The following is a 16410-nucleotide window of genomic DNA, read 5'->3' as shown; positions in this document are numbered from 1 at the left end:
GAAACCGCGGAGCCTTTTTTGCAGGCCATTTTCGCCCCTTTGACCTTCAGGCCAGCATCCCTATGGCTTGCCGCAAACGCGCCAGGGTCCGCTCTTTTCCGAGGAGAACCATGATCTGACAGATACCGGGTCCGGCACTACCTCCCGTGAGAGCAACACGTACCGGCTGGGCCAATTTGCCGAATTTCAGGCCGGTTTGATGCAACACCTCTTCGAAGGCCCGCTCAAGGGTGGATTCCTGCCAATCCCCTTCCCCTTCCATGCGACGCAGAAGAGTTTCAAATGCCGATCCCAGGGCAGGAACCAGAAACTTTGCCGCCGCATCCGGATCGAAAACCACTTCGGAACGATAATAACAGGCCGCCTGCTCAGCCATTTCCAGTAAGGTCTTGGCACGTTCCTTGAGAGCATCCACAACGGCAGCAGGAGCCGGCCCGTCGCCCACCTCAATGCCTTTTTGGACCAGATGTCCGGTCAGCAATTCGCCGAGCCTTTGGGAGTCGCCGTGCTTGATATAGTGGGCATTGAGCCAAAGTAATTTCTCCGGGTTGAATACACTGGCCGATTTTCCGACTGCTTCAAGGCTGAACTTCTCGATCAATTCCTGCATGGAAAAGATTTCCTGATCGCCGCAGGACCAACCCAGGCGTACCAGATAGTTGACCAAGGCTTCAGGCAGGTAGCCCATATCCCTGTAAGCCATGACGGAGGTGGCGCCATGCCGTTTGGACAAGCGGCTCTTGTCGGCACCCAGGATCATGGGGACATGGGCAAAATCCGGCACCGGATAGCCCAGCGCCTGATAAAGCAGGATCTGACGCGGCGTATTGTTGATATGGTCATCACCGCGTACAACAAGGCTGATGGCCATCTCGGCGTCATCCACCACGACCACGAAATTATAGGTCGGTGTGCCATCGGACCGCTGGATAATCAGATCGTCAAGTTCCTCGTTCTGAAAGGTTATGGGGCCCTTGATGCGATCCTCAAAAGTGGTGGCACCGGAACCTGGAGCTCGAAACCTCACCACGAAGGGTCGCTCTGAAAAAGTCCCCTGCAACGCGCGACAGGTCCCGTCATACTTGGGCTTACGGCCCTCCTGGAGCGCCTGCTCACGCTTGGCTTCCAGTTCCTCCGCAGTGCAATAGCACCGATAGGCCAGGCCTTGGTCCAGCAACTGCCTGACCTTCTGTCGATAAAGATCAAAGCGGGCCGATTGAAAAACCGGCCCTTCATCGCACTGCATTCCCAGCCATTCCATGGCCTGCAGGATGGCATCCACCGACTCCTGGGTGGACCGGGCAACATCCGTATCCTCGATGCGCAAAATGAAGGAACCGCCTTCCTTGCGTGCCAGCAAATAATTGAACAAGGCGGTTCTCGCGCCGCCGATATGGAGATAGCCGGTGGGACTGGGGGCAAAACGTACACGCAACTTCGACATGCTCGACTCCTGTCAGGAAGAAATCCATGCAGAGGTTCATTCCTGAAATTAAATACTGAAATTGCAACATTCTAAAACGGATGGTTTGGTGTGAACATTTGGAATGCGGAAAAAGGAAGGGGCTGTCCCTGACAGCCCCCCCTCTTATACTGCAATCCTGCCGGCTTGACAAGTTCTTTTGCCGCTCCCGCTAATCAACCAAAACGCCTGAATAGCCCACAACTTCGGCTTGGTCGCCGGTTACGTCACCCGAATTGCCGTAGCGAATGACCGTTCCCTGGCGCCCACCCAACTCCTGCGCGGCGGCCAGCATGACCACGGCCGGAACCACCCCGCACATGCTGATATTATGCTTGACGACCGTGGAGAAAAGACCCTCCGCGTCCAAGGCACAGATGTGGTCCAAAGCCAGTTGGTCCTTGCGGCGAGCGGTGGCGCCGGGTTCGTAATGGGTCATATCGGAACTGGCAACCAGCAAAATCGGCTCGGTATGGGCGCTGATCACCCGAGCCAGTATCCGGCCCAAGTCAAGCAGTCGTTCCAGGGGAACGGGGGCGAGGCAAATGGGGACGATCCTGGCCGTAGCAGCCAGAACCTGAATGAAGGGCAGTTGCACTTCCAAAGAATGTTCGAAACGATGGGCCAGGGCATCGTCGGTCAAACCGCTATCCGCAGCCAGGATTTCACCGGCAAGATCGGCATCGATAGAAGTCTCGCCAAGGGGCGTCACCCATTCCCCGGCTGCGGCCACCGCCATGGGCTTGCCGTGTCCAGTATGGTTGGGGCCAAGAAGAATGATTCTGGGAGGCAAAACTGCCGCAGCAAAGGTGGCTCCGGCAATGGCGCCAGAATAGAGATAACCGGCATGGGGCACCATAAGACCAATGGCCGGTCGAGGCGCCACAGCGGTGGTCACATATTCTTCCACCAGCGCCCGCAATTCAGAAGATTTGCCAGGATAAAACTGACCGGCCACCGCCGGCGCACGTCGCATGGCTGACCTCCCCGTTCTGTTTGCCCGCTCGGCGACCTCACGCAAAAGGCAAGTACGAGGTTCTGCCATCCGGACAAAAAATACTTGTCGCCGCAACAGTTAGGACGACTATGCCAAATCTAGCATGAAAATGCCGTCTAGCAAGAACGGTAATTGGGACGGTACAAAAAAAGCCGGCTGGCGCCGGCTTTTCAGTTTGATTTGGAGGCCCCGACCAGATTTGAACTGGTGATGGAGGTTTTGCAGACCTCTGCCTTACCACTTGGCTACGGGGCCCTTCAAAAGCTCGATATTGATAACAAAATGGGCCTTGAGGTGTCAAGGATAAAATTCAAAAACCGACCACTTGGCGGGAATCGCCGGCCATGAACTGCAGCAGATCGGACAGAACCGCGGCGGCTTCCCTGGCGTAAGGATCTTTTTTCAAGATGCTGGAAAGATCCCCGTTTTTCGTGCCCCTGCCGCCGAACCACCCCGGCATTTCCGCTCCCTCATCAACGTTGCGCAATTCCGCCATTTCCTGCACCATTGCGGCGAGACGCAGGGAGCGCAGGCTGTTTTTGCTGCGTTCCACATTGCGCCGGTTTTCCGTTTTTATGGCGGCGAAGTCCGCATCCCTCGATACCCTGGCCCGACTCTGCCGTCGCAAGGCCTCCAAATCGGGCCGTGGCTCGGACCAAGGCTCAAAGGACACGGCCGCCACGGTATCCCAGGGCAGGGGGTTTTTGCTGAACTGTTCGCCGCTTTTCAAAAATTCCAGGCTGTCGGGCAGAACAATGTCCGGCACCACTCCTTTGACTTGCGTCGAGGCACCGGTGATGCGGTAAAATTTCTGCATGGTGACTTTCAAAGCGCCCAGCGGGCCGAGGCCTCGCAGGGGCCCATATTCCAGGGCCTGATCGAGACTGAACACTCCCTGTACGGTTCCCTTGCCATGGGTACCGTCACCGCCAACCACCAACCCCCGCCCATAATCTTGAATAGCTGCCGCAAGAATCTCAGATGCGGAGGCACTGAACCGGTTGACCAGGACCACAACAGGGTCGTGATATACAATCCGCACATCCTGATCATTGAAAACAGTCATGTCGCCTTGGCCGTCGCGAACCTGCACCATAGGTCCCTGGGGCAGGAACAGCCCGGCAATACTGATGGCGTCGGTCAGTGCCCCGCCACCATTGTTGCGCAAATCCAGTACCAGACCGACCACACCCTGGTCCTGCAGCTGTTTCAGTTCCCGCTCGACATCATCCGTAACATTCCGGGCCACCCGGCCATTGCGATTACCCTCAAAATCCCGGTAGAAGGAAGGAATGCGCAAATAGCCGATTTTAGCGGACCCATCTCCGGGCAGCGGCAGCACAGCAGATTTGACGAACCCTTCCTCTATTTCCACCACATCTCGGATCAGGGGAATGACCAGGGTTACACCGGTCGGTTTGCGGACCGTCAAACGGATCTCGGTCCCTTTTCGGCCACGGATCAGGCGCACCGCCTGGCGAACCCGGGTATCAGTAATATCCACCGGTTCGCGCTTGCCTTCGGCCACCTTCAAAATAATGTCTTCGGGTTGCAACTGCCCTTGCCGGGCGGCCGGACTGCCCGGCAGAATTTCCACCACCCGAATAAAACCTTCGTCCTCTCGCAAGGTCGCACCGATGCCCTCCAGCGACCCCTTCATGCTGATTTCAAAATCTTCCATTTCGTCAGGAGCCAGATAGTTGGTATGCGGATCGAAGGCCCTGGCAAAAGCATTAAGGTAACGCTCCAGATGTTCCCGCTCCGACTCGTTCAGCAATCGCGTCAAGAGATGCCGGGTGCTGGACAGGGTTTTTTCCCTTGCCTGCCGCAACAGGTCTTCATTCAAGGGTTTTGCCGCCAGCGCCGCCGGATCCGCCTTGGCCTGCTGGTCCAGAAGCAATTCAGCATAGTGCAGCAGAACCTGGTATTTCAGCATCCGGCGCCAGCGCTCGCGCAGTTCCTGCAGAGTGCCGCAATAATCACGCTTGGCCGGATCGGTCTCAAAAAATTCCTGCTTTTGAAAATCTTCTTCCTTGGCCATCAACTGGGGCACCATATCCTGCACCGCGGCAATGCGCAGGCGCAGCAACCGGGAACCGGCACGTACCAGCTGGATGTCGCCACTGATCATTTCATCGTCGATGCGATCGGCATAATGCCGGAGTGACTCCACATCCTCCCGGAGCAGAAAACGTTTTTGAAAATCGAGTTGTTCCAGATATAGCTCGAAAGCCGCTCGGGACAAGACGTCATCCACGGCTTTGCCGCTGTAGTGGTTTTCCGCCAACTGGTTTTGGATCAGGTGGGCCAGCAGTCGGGTACGCAGGGCTTCCGTATCGCCGGAATCCTTGGCCAAGGGAACCGCCCAGAGACCGAAAGCACCGCAGGCGACCAGAACCAGAGCGACGAAAATGACAATATTTCTGACTTTGCGGACCATTTTTGGATCATCTTTCAAAAAGTGCAGTCCGATTTGACCGGTACCTGAACTCTGAGCATACCTTGCGCCTGTAAGTCAGGGAATCTCTGCCTGCAAAGTATGCATGGACCTGACTCGGAGAGCAACCCGGGCTTCTGAATTTGCAGGAATGGCGGAGAGGAACGAAAGACAAGATGGAAGACCAGCGCCCTAATCCCGCGCCAAAGGTTGGTCTAAAGCGGTGGCCCGGGACCTTGATGCGGCCCGTTCCCCGGGCCTTCCTCGGCCACAGCCCCTATGACTCATACCATGTTTTGGAGGCGAGGACAAACAATAAAAAAGCTTTCCACCCCCCCGGAGCAGGGGCGAAAAAACAGCCAAGAGGTGGCAATAATTATCCATCAACAATCTGAGAGGGGGAGAAAAATCCAGGGCCGTTCATACCCCCTGTACCGTGCCTGGACCGGGAAACGCGGATCCATGACGAGGAAATCGGCTGGTGATTCACTCCTTGAACGCCCGCAGCAGATGCGGTAGCAACTGCTTTTTGCGAGACAGAACTCCTTTCAGTTCGAACAGGTTGTTTTCCTGCATCGGAAAACCGATGCGCCGGGTCAACTCGCGAGCCCCGGCTACCAGTAAAAGGCTTGTCTCCCGGACGATGTCGGTCACCAGCAGGGCGCCGAGATCGATACCGCGTGCTTCCACCAGGCTCTTCAAACTGTGTGCGATATCCTCTTTGCGCGCATCGAATTCTACGAAATTGACCACTTCCACCTGCCCTATGCCAAACAGACGGTTGCCGATACGGTATTCCTTGAAATCGGCCAGAATGAGCTCTTCCGATGTGGCATAGGCGCTCAGCACGCTGCCGGCGGCAAACAGCTTTTCGCCCAACTCCATGGCATCCACCCCGGCCAGTTCGGCGAGCCAGACGGCCAGTTCCCGATCCAGGTCGGTAGTCGTCGGCGATTTGAGAATCACGGTATCCGACAACAAGCCGCTCAGCAACAGGCCGGCAATCGGCCGGTCAGGAACCAGGCCGGCCTGCTGATACAGGCTGGCGACAATGGTACAGGTGCTGCCCACCGGCTGATTGATGAATCGAATCGGCAAATCGGTATGAAAATTACCCAGCCGATGATGGTCGACCACCTCGAGGACCTCGACCCGCTCGGCCCCCGGCACCGATTGGCTCAATTCATTGTGGTCGACCAGGATCAACCGGATGGGGCACGGCGCCAGCAGCGTGCTCTTGGTGCCAACGGCCTCCACCCTGCCGTCCTCATCCAGAACCACAACGCCGGGCAGACCGCTTTCCAGCAGTTTGAAACGCAGCTCATCCAGCGGTTCATTGATGCCGACGGAGGCCCATTCCGGTTCCAGCAATTCCGAAACCGGGGTGGACAGCCGCGCCAACCAGGTGGCGGTTGCCGTATCGAAGGCTGTTCCCAGCACGGTAACACCCTTGTCCCGGGCTTCCGCCAAGAGTTCCTCGGCGACCGGTTTGCCGCCGGTGACAACCAATATTCTTGCTCCCAGGCGGATGGCGTATTCCTGAATTTCGCGCCGATCCCCGGTAAGCACCAGCAGGCGACGGCAATCCGTGCCCTTCAACCGCTCTCGGAAACTGGCGAACTCCATGGCGCCGACATACAGATCAAGGTTTTCCACATTGGCGGCTTGAACCGCGTGAAGAACCTGCGCCTGCAATGCTTTAATCAGGCCGTCGACCGTTGTACGCACCTGTCGCAGCCCCTCATTCTGCCCGGCCACCAGAAAACGTTTGGCAACCTCCTTCAGCAGCAGCAAACCCAGAGGCGCTCCCATGGCATCGAGCACCGGCAGCAAGCCGATGTCATGCCTGTGAAACAGATCCACGGCCCAGGCCAGAGGGGCATTCTCAGCAATGGTTACCGCCGGCCGCCGGACCAGATCGCCGACCCGCGGCACGACATCCGTGAGCAGTTCGGGTTGCGGTACGCCGAAGTATTCGAGGGCGAATTCCGTCTGACGATTGATGTTGCCCGCGCGCGCCGCCATTACCTGGGTCAGCCCCTGCATCCTGCGCAGCTGCGCATAGCCGATGGCACTGCAGATGGAATCCGAATCAGGATTTCGATGTCCGACTACATAAATGCGTTCCACTCCCATGTTCCTCCCGTAAACCGGTCCTGCCGGCCTAGGTGCATGCAATGCCAACTGCATAGGCCCCTGCATCCGGATTGGGGCGTTCTCGTTCGTGGTCTTCAGAGGATGGACGGCGACCGATCAGGGGCGCAAGGTGCCCCGCACATCGCCAAAACCGACCACATTTTTCACTATCACCCGTGCCGGCCGTCCCTGGGCGTCAAACCAGACATAGACGGTGCCGTCCCCCGTATCGAAGACCTCCGGATCCATGTTCACCCGAATCGCCAGACCATTGGATGGCAGCCTGGCCCTGAGGGCCTCCTCCGACGTCAGCACCCGAACCTTGATTTCCGATTCCTGCCCACGGGCAAAGGTGGGAATCCGGAATTGGGCACCAACCGTCAAAGGACCAAATGCACCGGCGCGAAAATTGTAAAAGCCGGCCAAAAAATCAAAAGGCATGGGACCATCCAAGGTAAACACCTCTTCGGGGTTCCGATTGCCGTTGCGCACCACCTGCTGGATGATTTTCCGTCCTTTTGCATCGTAACGGAGATGTTTCAAACGACTGCGGGTCGCTCCCCGTTTGGTGGAGTGGGTGTCGGAATCATGTTTCAGGGTGCGCAGAACCCCCTTCTCATCCTTCTGTACCAGACTGACGAAACGCTGTCGGCGATCCCCGGTCGCCCAAGCGCTCAAACCGAGGGTTTTAGCTTCGAGCTCCACCCGAAAACGCCCGTCATGGCCGTCGGGCTGTAGGGATATTTGGGCTTCCGCAGCCCGGTTCAGCCATAGAAAGGAAATATCGTAATGCAGCTTTTCCGCAACGAGGGTTCCTCCAGCCACAGTGGCCGGCGGTTCCTGGGCAGCAGACTGTAGTGTCCCTGCCTGCCAGCAAAACAGCAGTGCTACCAGCCCAATCAGATATCGCATAGCCAATTTCCTTTTTTGTCCAGTCGGTTAATTCCTTGACATCAGCACCACCTGCCAATAATATTCATATATTCAAATCAATTTAAAAACACCATCGGATTTTCATCATGCCAACACCTGTTGAGTTCAACAAAAATTGCGAGTACCAGCGCGAAGCGGATATCCTCAAGGTATTGGGCCACCCGGTCCGCCTGAAAATCGTTGCCGGACTGCTGTCCGGTTCCTGCAACGTCAAACATATCTGGGAATGCCTGGGCTTACCGCAGGCGACCGTATCCCAGCATCTGGCTTTGCTCAAGAACAAAGGCATCATCGAAGGTCACCGCAGCGGCGTTGAAGTTTACTATTCCGTGGTTTCCGACCATGCCAAGGCGATTATCCAAGCGCTCCTCGGAAAAGCGGGTCCGGCATGATTCGTCTGCATCTTCGACCCGGCCATGAGCGTCGGATACGCAGTGGTCACCCCTGGGTATTCAGCAACGAAATCCAACGAATCGAAGGATCCGTGGAACCTGGAACCGCAGCTCAGGTATTGAGTGCCGGCAATGAACTCCTCGGCACCGCTTATTATAACCCCCATTCTCTCATCGCCGCCCGGATCCTGTCACGGGCAGCCGCGGACATCGACACCGCCGATTTTTTTCTGGACCGCATCGGACATGCCCTGGCGCATCGCCGCACCCTCTACGGAAATGCCGGCGCCTTGCGCCTGGTCCATGGCGAAGGCGATCATCTGCCCGGCCTGGTGGTGGATCGCTACCAGGATGTGCTGGCGGTTCAGTTCCTGACCCTGGGCATGGAGCACCGTCGCGACCTGATCCTTGCCGCATTAAAAAACCTGTTGCAACCTCGGGCCATCGTCGCCCGCAATAATGCCGCCGTACGCGAACTTGAAGGGTTGCCGCAGCAGGTGGAATTGCTTTATGGCAGCCTCCCGGAGCCGGTGGAAATCATCGAGCACGGCCTGCGTTTCCGGGTCGATATCCTGGGCGGACAGAAAACCGGCCATTTTCTCGACCAGAAGGAAAACCACCTGGCGCTGCAGAACCGGGTCGAGGACCAACGGGTGCTGGACCTGTTTTGTTATTCCGGCAGTTGGGCCATCCATGCGGCCCGTTTCGGCGCTGCCGAGGTTCTTGGGGTGGACATCTCGCCGACGGCGGTGGCGCTGGCCGAAGCCAATGCCCAGCTCAATTTCCAGGAGTCCACCTGTCGGTTCGTGCAGGCCGATGTGTTCGAACTGCTGCGCCGGTTGCGGCAGGAAAAACACCGGTTCGGAACCATCATTCTGGACCCGCCGGCATTTGTCAAAAGCCGCAAGCGCCTGCCCGAAGCCATCAAGGGCTATCTGACCATCAACCGCCGGGCCATGGAATTGCTGGCTTCGGGGGGATACCTGTTTACCTGCAGCTGTTCCCATCACATGGATCGGGATACTTTCCTGCACACCATACGCCATGCGTCCCGTCAGGCCGGCAGGGAAATGCGTCTGGTGGAAATGCGCGGGCAGTCCTTCGATCACCCGGTGCTGCTTTCCTGTCCGGAAACCGAATACCTCAAATGCGCCGTTCTCCAGGCCTGCGACTGAAGCCCCCCCCTTTTCAGCGATTGTTGCCTCAGACGCATCAGCCATACGGAGGTTTACCGCTTTTCCGCCAAACCGTAGATGACCTGATAGGTTGCCGGAATTCCCCGTTCATGGCCAAACCCGCGCCGGTAGCGCGCTTCCAACTCCTGCCAGAATCGGCGGGAGGTCAGACCTCCCGCTTCGCGACCACCGGCGGTTTGAGCCCCGATCTGTTTCAGGGAACGGACCAGATCGGCGACACTGTCCAATTCATCCTGCTCCTTCTGTTGCTCCAGTTGGCGGATGGTCAAGCCGGCGTCGGACAAACTCCGTCCTACCTCCGCCATGGTCGGCAGGGTCAGCAGGTGATTCGGCAGCGGCCGACCGCAGGCCCTGGCTGCTTCCCCATAGGCCTCGCGCAGCTCCCAAAGGGTTTCGCGCCCGAACAGGGCGAAGGCAAACTGGCCGCCGGGGCATAAAACCCGCTGGGCCTCGCCAAACGCCGAAGGGAGTTCGGGTATCCACTGATAGACGGAAGCGGCGCAGACCAGGGCCATGGAACCGGTTGCAAGCGGCAGGGCGCGGGCATCGGCGACCACCGCACCATCCTTTCGCAGTTCCCGGTCCAAAGCCCGGATCATGTTTCCCGCCAGGTCCAGGACCAGCATCCGGCATTGCGGAAGCGCCAAACGCAGCAACCGGGTCAGGTTGCCGGTTCCGCAGCCGACCTCCAGGATCGGCCCGGCCGGCAGTGTCAGCCCGGCGATACCCTCGGTCAGTTGTTGCGCCACCCGCTGCTGAACCCGGGCATGGTGATTATAGCTGACCGCACCGGCCTCGAAATTGCGCCGCACCCGGATCCGATCCGGTTTATTCCCGGTCATTCAACAAGATATTCCTGCCACAGCCGGGCACAACTCTGAGGCCGGCTGAGCATGGGGGCGTGACCGCAGCCGCTCCACAATTCCAAGCGGCTGCCCGGTAACCGCTCGGCCAGAAAACGGCCGGCGGCAACTGGGATGACGACATCTTCAGCTCCATGCTGGACCAGCACCGGACAGGCCGGTACCGGCAAGGATGTGCGCCAGTCATTGCCGGCCAACATCCGCAACCCGGCCAGAGTGGCGTCCTCTCTTGGCGGGTCGGCTCTGCGCAACTGTTCGCTCCACAAGCCCTCCAGGAGGTCGTTGGCCAGGGTCTCCCCCTGAAACTGGCTGCGGAAGAATCGTTCCAGACCACCAAGAAAATCCCGCCTTAACTGACGCTCCAGAAGGCGTAGCCGGCCCACCGGCTGTCCGGCCGCCCAACAGTCCTTTTGGACGAAACAGGGAGTGCTTGCCACCAGCAGCAGCGCCCGCATTCGACCACCGAGATGCCGCACCATTTCTAAAGCCAATTGCCCGCCAAAGGACCAGCCAAGCAGTACCAGATCCTGCACATTGAGTTCATCCAGCCATTCCAGGAGATCCTGCGCCACCAACGGCAGTTCGTAACCCCGGCCCGGCCCACTGTGGCCATGCCCCGGCAAATCCGGTGCCAGCAGGCGCCCGGGACCGTTCCAGCAGTCCCGCACCCTTTCAAAGGCCACGGATGAATGACCCCAGCCGTGCAGCATGACCAGTGCCGGGCCATGTCCCGAGTCCCGGTAGGCAAGGCGTCGACCGCCCATGAGCATGGCGAATTTCAGCATACATCACTCCTTACTGCGGCGGCGATGCGAACCGCCGCCTGTTTCAACTCTTCTGCCCGATGCGTGGCCATGACCGTGGCCCGCAGTCGACAACACCCTTCCGGAACGGTGGGCGGCCGGATCCCCTGCACAAAAAAACCCTCTTCGAGCAATCGGGCGCTGGCGGCCATGGTCGCAGCCGGTTCCCCCGTCAGGATGGGAATGATGGGGGTCGATTGCTCCATCACCTGGAGACCGGCCGACTTCAAGCTCTGAAGGAACCGAACCCGGTTGGCATGCAGCGACTCTCGCAGCGCTCGTCCTTCCGCTCCGGCCACCAGATCCAAAGCAACCAGGGCGGTGGCAGCCACTGCCGGCGGCAGGCTGGTGGAAAAAATGAAGGAGCGGGCCCGGTTGATGAGCAGGTCGACCAGCGGGCGGGAGCCGGCGACAAAGGCCCCGAATCCGCCCAGGGCCTTGCCCAGGGTCCCCATATGAATATCGATCTGTGGCAGGCAATCCAGATATTCGGCGGTGCCGCGGCCCGTTTCGCCCAGGACTCCGGTGCCGTGGGCATCGTCGACCATCAGCAGACAATCGAAACGCTCCTTGAGACGCACCAGTTCCGGCAAGGGTGCCAGGTCGCCGTCCATGCTGAACACACCGTCGGTGACCATCAGCCAGAGCCCTTTGCGCCGGACTTGTTCGGCAACCATCATCCGTTCCAGAGCCTCCACATCACCATGGGGAAACACCAGGGTTCGCGCCCGGCTCAACCGGCAACCGTCAATAATGGAGGCATGATTGAGTTGATCGGAAAAAATGACATCATCAGGGCCGAGCAGAGCTTGAAGGATCCCGGTATTGGCCGCATACCCGGAATTGAACAACAGCGCCGCCTCGGTGTGCTTGAAGGCGGCAAGCCGGTCTTCCAGGTCGGCATGCAGGCGCATGCTGCCCGAGATCAGCCGGCTGCCGCCGCTGCCGGCGCCGTAATCCTGCAGGGCGCGGCAGCCCGCCTCGACCAAAAGGGGATGGTTGGCCAGGCCGAGATAATTGTTGGAACACAACAGCAACACCTCGCGATCGCCCAGGGTGATCCGGGTGTCCTGGGCGCCATCGACGGTACGCAAAGTGCGCAACAGGTTCGCGGCGGAAAGCTGCTGCAGTTGTTTGCGCCAAAGTTCCATGATTCATCCTTGCCAGTCCATGGGAGGGTGGATCCGCCCCACCCTGTCGAATATCCAGACCGATTTTTCCAAGTGCTCCATAACCGCGTCCAAACAGCATCCCGGCCGCACAAAAAAGGCCCGCCCCCCCAACTCATCGCCCATGGGCTTGAGATGACTGATACGCAGGTAACCGTCCCGAGGGGTGGCCACATAGCCGGTCACATACCCGGGATCATCGGACCAGCACAACTCGGCCACCAACCCCGGGGTTGCCAGAACCTTGGCCGCCAGAACCAGGGCGTCGCGCACATGCTCGTTGTCCAAGGCATACGGCGCCAGGCGCCGGCGCAACTCCTCCTCGGCTGCAGGGTCCAGATCCATGTGGCTGGCCCGGATGCCCCGGGCCGGATCCGGTTCCATTCGGTGACCGTCACGAGCATCCACCAGCATGGCGCCACGCATGCAGCCGCCATCCGGCGCGGCACCGGCAGCCAGGCGTTCGATGGCCTGGCGGGCAGCCTGCATCCGGACACCGGCCCGCTCCAAAAGCACCAGGGCGGCCTGACGACCCTGTCGGAAGTTGGCGACCCGCAGGGTATGGACATCGGGCAGATGACCCCGGTTCAGGCGCCCAGGTGGAATTTCTTCGATGGTCAGCTGGATTTCTGCGGCGGCACCCCGCGGATGTTGCAATGCGCGTCGCACCAAAAACCCTGCCAGGCCCTCAAGTTCGCCGGCCGGCACCAGACGCTCGGCGCCGGAAATATGGCGTCCGTCGCGGGCTGACCGCATGCGAATACTGTACAAAGTCTGACTCATGGGCGAAAAACTAGCATTCGGTCCAGGGGAATGTCAACCAACTTGTCATATTGAGTTGACATGCTTGGACGATGATAAAAAACCGGTTCCTTCACGCGGGAGATGAGGGAACCGGTTTTGACATCAGGCAGACGTAAATGGATTTCAGGAGGCCTGGCCGGGTGCCGCCGAGGGCTCCAGAAAAGCCCGAACCGAAGCGGCAATCCCCTTGGCATCGAGTCCGCACAGTGCCCGCAGTTCGTTTTGGGTGCCCTGTTCGATGAAATGGTCGGGCAAGCCGATGCGGAGCACCGCAGCCGAAATATTCTCATCGTTCAACATTTCGAGCACGGCGGAACCGAAACCGCCTTGCAGGGCATTTTCCTCAACGGTGATGACCCGGCCGGTGCGACGTGCCTCGCCAATCAGCAATTCCTTGTCCAGCGGCTTGAGGAAACGGGCATCGACCACCGCCAGGGACAGTCCCTCCTCCTGGAGGAGTTCGGCGGCGGCCAGGGCGTCGTTGGCGACCACGCCCAACGCCAGGATGACCCCATCCTTGCCATCCCGCAACTTTTCTCCCTTGCCAACGGGCAGCGGAACGGGCGGTTCATCCATGGACAGCCCCAGGGCATCACCCCGCGGGTAACGGTAGACAAGCGGTCCATCGACGACCAGGGAGGTTGCCATGGCCCGCCGCAGTTCCACCTCGTTGCGCGGTGCCATGATGGTGAGGTTGGGGATGTGCCGTAAAAATGAATGGTCGAACACGCCGTGATGCGTAGGGCCATCGGCGCCGACCAGGCCGCCGCGATCGATGGCCAGGGTCACAGGCAGCTTCTGCATGGCGACATCGTGCAGAACATTGTCGTAAGCACGCTGCAGGAAGGTTGAATAGAGCGCCACCACCGGGCGCAGTCCCTGACAGGCGAGCCCGGCGGCAAAGGTAACGGCATGCTGCTCGGCGATGCCGACATCGAAAAACCGGTCCGGAAAACGCTCGGCAAAGGCCTTGAGACCGGTCCCCTCGACCATGGCGGCGGTAATGGCCACCAGCCGCGAATCCTGCTCGCCCAATTCCACCAGGGTACGGCCGAACACACCGGTATAGCTCGCCGCACCGCCCTTCACCGCCTTGACGGCCCCCGTCTCCCGTTCAAAGGGACCGACACCGTGAAACAGCGAAGGCTGCTGTTCGGCCGGGGCATAACCCCGGCCCTTGCGAGTCACGACATGCACCAGCACCGGTCCCTCCAGGTGGGCGAGATTTTCCAGAGCCGGCAGTAGCCTGTCCAACCGATGGCCATTGAGGGGCCCGACATAATCAAATCCGAAAGCCTCGAACAACATGCCTGGAGTAAAAAAGCCTTTCAGGGATTCCTCGGCACGTCGGGCCACTTTCAACAGGTCCTTGCCGATACGCGGCACGTGACTGAGGAAGTTTTCCGCTTCCCGCTTCAGCCTCACCACCAGTTCCGAGGTCATCTTGCGGTTGATCAGGGCTGAGATGGCACCGACGTTGGGCGAAATGGACATTTCGTTGTCGTTCAGGATCACTACCAGGTTCTTGCCCAGATGGCCGGCCTGGTTGAGGCCTTCGAAAGCCAGGCCGCCGGTCAGGGAACCGTCGCCGATCACGGCCACGATTTTTTCCTTTCCGCCACGCACGTCCCGGGCCGCGGCCATGCCCAGAGCCGCCGAGATGGAGGTACTGGAGTGACCGACATCAAAGGCGTCATAGGGGCTTTCGCTACGCTTGGGAAATCCGCTGATGCCGCCGAACTTACGCAGGGTGTGAAATCGTTCCAACCGGCCGGTCAGCAATTTGTGGGCATAGGCCTGATGTCCGACGTCCCAGACAATTTTATCCGTAGGTGTGTTAAGTACCCGGTGCAGGGCGATGGTCAGTTCCACTACACCAAGGGAACTGGCCAAGTGGCCACCGGTTTCCGCAACGGTATGGATGATCTGCTCCCGCACTTCCGCTGCAAGAACTTCAAGCTCCGGCACAGAAAGCTGCTTTAACCCATCGGGAGACTTAAGATTTTTCAAAATACTCACGAGTATGTTCTCCTCGCTTAAAAAGACCGGTCAACAATGTAGTGCGCGATCTGCCGCAGAGGTTCGGCCTTTTCGTCGAAGCCGTCGAGGGCCTCAAGGGCGACGTCACGCAACTCCCGGGCCCGCTGCCGGGCCCCTTCCAACCCCAACAGGGCCGGATAGGTCGCCTTGCCGCGCGCTTCGTCGCTGCCGACATCCTTGCCCAGCAACTGCTGGTCACCGACGATATCGAGAATATCATCCGCAACCTGGAAAGCCAGTCCGATGGCCTGGGCGTAACGGGTCAAGGCTTCCTGTTCGGCAGGCGAAGCACCCCCGATCAGGGCACCGGACTGAACCGAGGCCAGGATCAGGGCTCCGGTCTTATGGGTGTGGATGTATTCGAGGGTAGCCAGATCGATGGTTTTGCCCTCCGAATCCATGTCCACCACCTGGCCGCCGACCATACCCTTGGAGCCGGCGCAGCGGGCAATGGTATGGACCACCTGGCAGACCGTTTCCGGCGCAACGCCTTGCTCCCCCAGTCGGGACATCAGGATAAAGGCCTCCGTCAGCAGGGCATCGCCGGCCAGGATGGCCAGGGCTTCCCCATATACCTTGTGGCAGGTCGGACGACCGCGGCGAAAATCATCGTCGTCCATGGCCGGGAGGTCGTCATGGATCAGGGAATAGGTATGAATCATCTCCATGGCGCAGGCGGCCGGCATGACCCGCATCGAATCTCCGCCCACGGCGTCGCAGGCCGCCATCATGAGGATCGGCCGGACGCGCTTGCCGCCGGCCATGACCGCGTAGCGCATGGCCTGATGCAGACTGGCCGGCAGCATGTCCTCGCCGGGCAGATAATTGTTCAGAGCAGCATCGACCAGCGCCTGGCGCTCTTTGAGATAGGCTTTCAACTCCATTTATGGTCCTCCGATCAAACCAAAATAAAAATTTATTCCTCGAGCTTGCCGACACCAAAGGTTCCGTCCTGCTGTTTGAGCAAGGTTTCGACCTGCAGTTCGACGGCTTTCAGCAGTTCCTGACAACGCGCGGCATGCTTCACCCCCTGCTCAAAACAATTCAGGGAGTCTTCCAGGGACAAGTCCCCGCTTTCCAACCGCTCCACTATCTCTTCCAGGGCCCGCAACGCGGTCTCGAAAGACATTTCCGACATGGTCATCTCGCTCCAATGTTAAATGCCAATTATCACCGTC

At 59.2% G+C, this 16410-nt stretch carries 14 protein-coding genes and 1 tRNA gene; 2 read left to right on the top strand and 13 right to left on the bottom strand.

From position 1 onward, the window contains the following. Window positions 1-46 precede the first annotated feature (46 nt). The 6 genes from gltX to JQN68_RS01865 all read right to left on the bottom strand — a co-directional run bounded on the left by gltX (window position 47) and on the right by JQN68_RS01865 (window position 7944). Window positions 47-1444, bottom strand: coding sequence for a glutamate--tRNA ligase (gltX, locus tag JQN68_RS01890; RefSeq protein ID WP_225073008.1), 1398 nt, complete (start codon window positions 1442-1444; stop codon window positions 47-49). Between the two features lie 190 nt (window positions 1445-1634). After that, complete coding sequence (gene amrB / locus JQN68_RS01885) at window positions 1635-2438, bottom strand: AmmeMemoRadiSam system protein B (protein WP_225073007.1); 804 nt, start codon at window positions 2436-2438, stop codon at window positions 1635-1637. Between the two features lie 202 nt (window positions 2439-2640). Further along, window positions 2641-2714, bottom strand: a tRNA-Cys gene (locus JQN68_RS01880). Window positions 2715-2769: 55 nt separating this feature from the next. Then, entirely contained in the window at window positions 2770-4899 is a 2130-nt protein-coding gene (locus JQN68_RS01875; RefSeq protein WP_225073006.1) for a carboxy terminal-processing peptidase, read from the bottom strand. 483 nt (window positions 4900-5382) lie between these two features. Continuing rightward, window positions 5383-7032 (bottom strand): putative manganese-dependent inorganic diphosphatase, encoded by a 1650-nt coding sequence (locus JQN68_RS01870; RefSeq protein WP_225073005.1) that lies wholly within the window; start codon window positions 7030-7032, stop codon window positions 5383-5385. Window positions 7033-7149: 117 nt separating this feature from the next. Further along, the gene (locus tag JQN68_RS01865) at window positions 7150-7944 is read right to left on the bottom strand and encodes a DUF3108 domain-containing protein (protein ID WP_225073004.1); all 795 of its coding nucleotides are present in this window, start codon (window positions 7942-7944) and stop codon (window positions 7150-7152) included. A 107-nt stretch (window positions 7945-8051) separates the two neighbouring features. Between JQN68_RS01865 and JQN68_RS01860 the strand changes: the two genes are divergently transcribed. After that, window positions 8052-8357, top strand: coding sequence for an ArsR/SmtB family transcription factor (locus tag JQN68_RS01860; RefSeq protein ID WP_225073003.1), 306 nt, complete (start codon window positions 8052-8054; stop codon window positions 8355-8357). Beyond that, window positions 8354-9532, top strand: a complete 1179-nt coding sequence (locus tag JQN68_RS01855) for a class I SAM-dependent rRNA methyltransferase (protein ID WP_225073002.1) — start codon at window positions 8354-8356, stop codon at window positions 9530-9532. The genes JQN68_RS01860 and JQN68_RS01855 overlap by 4 nt, the downstream gene beginning before the upstream one ends. Window positions 9533-9585: 53 nt before the next feature. Here the strand turns inward: JQN68_RS01855 and JQN68_RS01850 are convergent, their stop codons facing one another. From JQN68_RS01850 to xseB, 7 genes are all read right to left on the bottom strand, one after another. Next, complete coding sequence (locus tag JQN68_RS01850; protein WP_225073001.1) at window positions 9586-10395, bottom strand: methyltransferase domain-containing protein; 810 nt, start codon at window positions 10393-10395, stop codon at window positions 9586-9588. Beyond that, complete coding sequence (locus JQN68_RS01845; RefSeq protein ID WP_225073000.1) at window positions 10392-11201, bottom strand: alpha/beta fold hydrolase; 810 nt, start codon at window positions 11199-11201, stop codon at window positions 10392-10394. The genes JQN68_RS01850 and JQN68_RS01845 overlap by 4 nt, the downstream gene beginning before the upstream one ends. Beyond that, a complete protein-coding gene (bioF, locus tag JQN68_RS01840; RefSeq protein WP_225072999.1) occupies window positions 11195-12370 on the bottom strand; it encodes an 8-amino-7-oxononanoate synthase in 1176 nt (391 codons plus the stop codon). Before bioF ends, JQN68_RS01845 begins: the two co-directional genes overlap by 7 nt. A gap of 3 nt (window positions 12371-12373) precedes the next feature. After that, window positions 12374-13171 (bottom strand): 6-carboxyhexanoate--CoA ligase, encoded by a 798-nt coding sequence (locus tag JQN68_RS01835; RefSeq protein ID WP_225072998.1) that lies wholly within the window; start codon window positions 13169-13171, stop codon window positions 12374-12376. 144 nt (window positions 13172-13315) lie between these two features. Then, window positions 13316-15217 carry a 1-deoxy-D-xylulose-5-phosphate synthase gene (gene dxs / locus JQN68_RS01830; RefSeq protein ID WP_502799343.1) on the bottom strand — a complete coding sequence of 634 codons (1902 nt, stop codon included), beginning with the start codon at window positions 15215-15217 and terminating at the stop codon, window positions 13316-13318. Between the two features lie 11 nt (window positions 15218-15228). Next, window positions 15229-16116, bottom strand: a complete 888-nt coding sequence (locus JQN68_RS01825; protein WP_225072996.1) for a polyprenyl synthetase family protein — start codon at window positions 16114-16116, stop codon at window positions 15229-15231. A 32-nt stretch (window positions 16117-16148) separates the two neighbouring features. Then, window positions 16149-16370: an exodeoxyribonuclease VII small subunit gene (gene xseB / locus JQN68_RS01820; protein ID WP_225072995.1), complete on the bottom strand. Its 222-nt coding sequence runs from the start codon at window positions 16368-16370 to the stop codon at window positions 16149-16151. Between the last annotated feature and the right edge of the window lie 40 nt (window positions 16371-16410).

Source organism: Desulfuromonas sp. CSMB_57 (genome assembly GCF_020194955.2).
GTDB lineage: Bacteria > Desulfobacterota > Desulfuromonadia > Desulfuromonadales > Syntrophotaleaceae > JAFCIY02.
Note: the sequence above shows the minus strand (reverse complement) of the source record. Positions and strands in the feature narration are given on the sequence as shown.

What these genes read in the sequence shown, in the direction of transcription:
- gltX (WP_225073008.1), bottom strand. Translation starts at nt 1,444, where the DNA reads ATGTCGAAGTTGCGTGTACGTTTTGCCCCCAGTCCCACCGGCTATCTC.
- amrB (WP_225073007.1), bottom strand. Translation starts at nt 2,438, where the DNA reads ATGCGACGTGCGCCGGCGGTGGCCGGTCAGTTTTATCCTGGCAAATCT.
- JQN68_RS01875 (WP_225073006.1), bottom strand. Translation starts at nt 4,899, where the DNA reads ATGGTCCGCAAAGTCAGAAATATTGTCATTTTCGTCGCTCTGGTTCTG.
- JQN68_RS01870 (WP_225073005.1), bottom strand. Translation starts at nt 7,032, where the DNA reads ATGGGAGTGGAACGCATTTATGTAGTCGGACATCGAAATCCTGATTCG.
- JQN68_RS01865 (WP_225073004.1), bottom strand. Translation starts at nt 7,944, where the DNA reads ATGCGATATCTGATTGGGCTGGTAGCACTGCTGTTTTGCTGGCAGGCA.
- JQN68_RS01860 (WP_225073003.1), top strand. Translation starts at nt 8,052, where the DNA reads ATGCCAACACCTGTTGAGTTCAACAAAAATTGCGAGTACCAGCGCGAA.
- JQN68_RS01855 (WP_225073002.1), top strand. Translation starts at nt 8,354, where the DNA reads ATGATTCGTCTGCATCTTCGACCCGGCCATGAGCGTCGGATACGCAGT.
- JQN68_RS01850 (WP_225073001.1), bottom strand. Translation starts at nt 10,395, where the DNA reads ATGACCGGGAATAAACCGGATCGGATCCGGGTGCGGCGCAATTTCGAG.
- JQN68_RS01845 (WP_225073000.1), bottom strand. Translation starts at nt 11,201, where the DNA reads ATGCTGAAATTCGCCATGCTCATGGGCGGTCGACGCCTTGCCTACCGG.
- bioF (WP_225072999.1), bottom strand. Translation starts at nt 12,370, where the DNA reads ATGGAACTTTGGCGCAAACAACTGCAGCAGCTTTCCGCCGCGAACCTG.
- JQN68_RS01835 (WP_225072998.1), bottom strand. Translation starts at nt 13,171, where the DNA reads ATGAGTCAGACTTTGTACAGTATTCGCATGCGGTCAGCCCGCGACGGA.
- JQN68_RS01825 (WP_225072996.1), bottom strand. Translation starts at nt 16,116, where the DNA reads ATGGAGTTGAAAGCCTATCTCAAAGAGCGCCAGGCGCTGGTCGATGCT.
- xseB (WP_225072995.1), bottom strand. Translation starts at nt 16,370, where the DNA reads ATGTCGGAAATGTCTTTCGAGACCGCGTTGCGGGCCCTGGAAGAGATA.